3 protein-coding genes are annotated in these 3,074 nt (G+C 60.4%); all 3 read right to left on the minus strand.

What is annotated here, in order from left to right:
* On the minus strand, window positions 1–465 hold a 465-nt coding region (locus tag H0V78_01150), incomplete at its 3' end, for an AMP-binding protein (GenBank protein MBA2350426.1).
* Window positions 466–470: 5 nt separating this feature from the next.
* Window positions 471–1,988 carry a lysine--tRNA ligase gene (lysS, locus tag H0V78_01155; GenBank protein ID MBA2350427.1) on the minus strand — a complete coding sequence of 506 codons (1,518 nt, stop codon included), beginning with the start codon at window positions 1,986–1,988 and terminating at the stop codon, window positions 471–473.
* A 48-nt stretch (window positions 1,989–2,036) separates the two neighbouring features.
* The coding region (locus H0V78_01160) for a DUF445 domain-containing protein (protein ID MBA2350428.1) at window positions 2,037–3,074 on the minus strand (1,038 nt) is incomplete at its 5' end.

Here is a 3,074-nt window from a genome sequence, read left to right on the forward strand (position 1 = left end):
CGCGATCACGGCTTCCGGCATGTTCGGCAAGTAGCCGGCGACGCGGTCGCCGCGGCCCACACCGGCGTTGCGCATCGCTTGCGCAATCCGCGAAACCGTTTCGTAAAGCTGATTGAAGCTGAGCGTGTGCGCGACCTTGTCTTCGCCCCGAAAAACGATGGCGGTTTCATGATCGCGCCGCCGTAGCAGGTTCTGCGCAAAATTCAGACTAGCTTCGGGAAACCATTGCGCGCCGGGCATGGCGGTCCCGTTGCGCAAAACCACATCGCCCTGCTGTTCCGAGACGATGCCGGCAAACGACCACAGCGAGCGCCAGAATTTTTCGGGTTCGGTGACTGACCACGCGTACAAACCGGCGTAATCGTCCATCTGCGCGCCCCAGGTTTCCGTTACCGCGCGCCTGAACGCAGTCATGTTCGCATGCGCGGTACGCTCGGGCGAGGGTCGCCAGATAGGCTGGTTCATTGAACTCAATCCGCGGGCCGCATCTGAGGAAACAGAATCACGTCGCGTATGCTCGGACAATCGGTCAGCAGCATGACGAGGCGGTCGATGCCGATGCCTTCGCCCGCCGTCGGCGGCAAGCCGTATTCAAGCGCGCGGATGTAATCCGCGTCGTAGTGCATGGCTTCGACATCGCCAGCTTCCTTCCGCTGCGCCTGTTCTTGAAAGCGCGCAGCCTGATCTTCGGCGTCGTTCAATTCGGAAAAGCCGTTGGCGATTTCGCGGCCGGCGATAAACAGTTCGAAGCGCTCGGTGATCTGCGGATTGCTGTCGCTGCGGCGCGCCAGCGGCGAGACTTCAGCCGGATAGTCGAGGATGAACGTGGGCTCGAACAGCAGATGCTCCGTCGTTTCCTCGAACAACTTCAATTGCAGCGTAGCGAGTGCATCGTTGCTGCGCGTCGTAAGCTTCAGCGCGCGCAATTCATCGCGCAGGAAACCGGCATCATGCAGCCGCGCCTCGTCGTACCGCGCGTGATATTGCTTGAGCGCATCCAGCATCGTCAGCCTCTGGAACGGCTTGCCGAAATCGATCGTGCGTTGCTGCCAGGGTATCGTCGATGCCCCCACCACCTGTTGGGCGAGTTCGCGCAACAGCGTTTCCGTGAGGTCCATCAAATAGCGATAGTCGCGGTAAGCCTCGTAAAATTCGAGCATCGTAAACTCGGGATTGTGGCGCGTCGAAATCCCTTCGTTGCGGAAGCTGCGGTTGATCTCGAATACTTTCTCGAAGCCGCCGACGACCAGCCGCTTCAGAAACAACTCGGGCGCGATACGCAGGTACAGCCGCATGTCGAGCGCGTTGTGATGCGTGACGAAAGGCCGCGCCGCCGCGCCGCCCGGAATCGAATGCATCATCGGCGTCTCGACTTCGAGATAGCCGCGCGCCACGAAAAATTCGCGCAGCGCCTGCATGATGCGCGAACGCGTGATGAAGGTTTTTTGCGTGGCCTCGTTGGTGATCAGGTCGAGGTAGCGCATACGGTACTTCTGTTCCTGGTCGGTCAGGCCGTGAAATTTTTCCGGCAGCGGTCGTAGCGCCTTGGTCAACAGCCGGATTTCGGAGGCGCGCACCGACAGTTCACCGGTCTTGGTTTTGAACAGCGCGCCGCGCGCCGCGATGATGTCGCCGAGATCGAATTCCTTGAATGCGGCGTGCTCCGCTGCGCCAGTGTGATCGTCGCTGATGTAGAGCTGGATGCGCCCGCTCATGTCCTGCAGGGTCGCGAAGCTCGCCTTGCCCATCACGCGTTTCAATACCAGGCGCCCGGCGACGCTGCCAGCGATCGCGGCTGCCTCGAGTTCCTGTTTTGATTTTTCGCCATGCGCGTTTTGCAAATCGGCGGCCAGATTTTCGCGCACAAAATCGTTGGGGAAGGCAATGCCCTGTTCGCGCCGCGCGCGCAGCTTGGCGCGGCGTTCCGCGACGATCTGGTTCTCGTCGGCTGCGGATTCGGTCAGGGGCGGGCTGGCAGGCGTTTGCATCGGAATAAACGTGGGTAGCGGTCGAAAAAAGAAGTCAGGGAACAGGTCCTAGAAAAACAGCGAGGCGCTGTAGATAATTACACCGACCAGGCCGCCGATCAAGGTGCCGTTTATGCGGATGTATTGCAGATCGGGGCCGACTTCGAGCTCGATTTTCTGCGTGACGGTATCGGTATCCCAGCGCCGCACGACATCGGCGATGAAGTTCGCGGCATGATGGCCGTGCTCCCGCACCGTTTCCACGATCAATTCGCGCAGCCACTGATTGATCCGGTCGTGCAGCGCCTGGTCGCGCGCCAGCGCCGATCCCAGATGGATCAATGCGCTTTCGATGCGCTTCCCGACTACGGAATCGGGACGCGCCGCATCGCTCGTCAGATAGTTGCGGATGTCGTCCCACAACCCCTCGAGATAGCCGTGCAAAGCCGGGCTTTGCAGCAACTGCTGCTTGATCGCCTCGCCTTTTTCGCGATACTCCGGAGATGTTTCGAGCTTGACGATAAATTCGGCGAGGCTCGCATCGAAACGTTCGCGCAACGGATGATCGGGCGCGTCGCGGACTTCCCGCAGGTAGTCCTCAACCGCGTCGACGATCTTGTTGTAGATCTTCTCGTCGATCGCGAGCTTGCGCAGGATCCACCAGACCTCGCGCTCGACTTTCTCGCGTATGGTCGGCTTGTTTGCGTCGAGCAGAATCGACAACTGGCCGATGACAGCGGTCAGCAACTGCTGATGGCGGCCGTTGACCGTCAGGCTGTTCAGGAGCTGGGCCGCAAGCGGCGCGACATCGATTTTGCCGGCGAAAGACAACACCTGCTGCTTGATGAATCCCCGTACCTGCGCCTGGTCGAAAGCGCCGAGCAGTTTCGGCAAAAACGACACCAGCGCCGCGGCGATCCGCCCGGCCTGACGCGGCTCGGCGAGCCAGCGCCCGAACGGACCGGCGTAATCGATAGCGACAATTTTCTCCGCCACGACATTCGGCGCAAGAAAATTCTGCTCGACGAACTTGCCGAGATTTTCGCCGATGCGTTCTTTCTTGCGCGGCAGGATCGCGGTATGCGGAATCGGAATGCCGAGCGGATG

The organism is Burkholderiales bacterium (genome assembly GCA_013695435.1).
In the GTDB taxonomy this organism is placed as follows: domain Bacteria; phylum Pseudomonadota; class Gammaproteobacteria; order Burkholderiales; family JACMKV01; genus JACMKV01.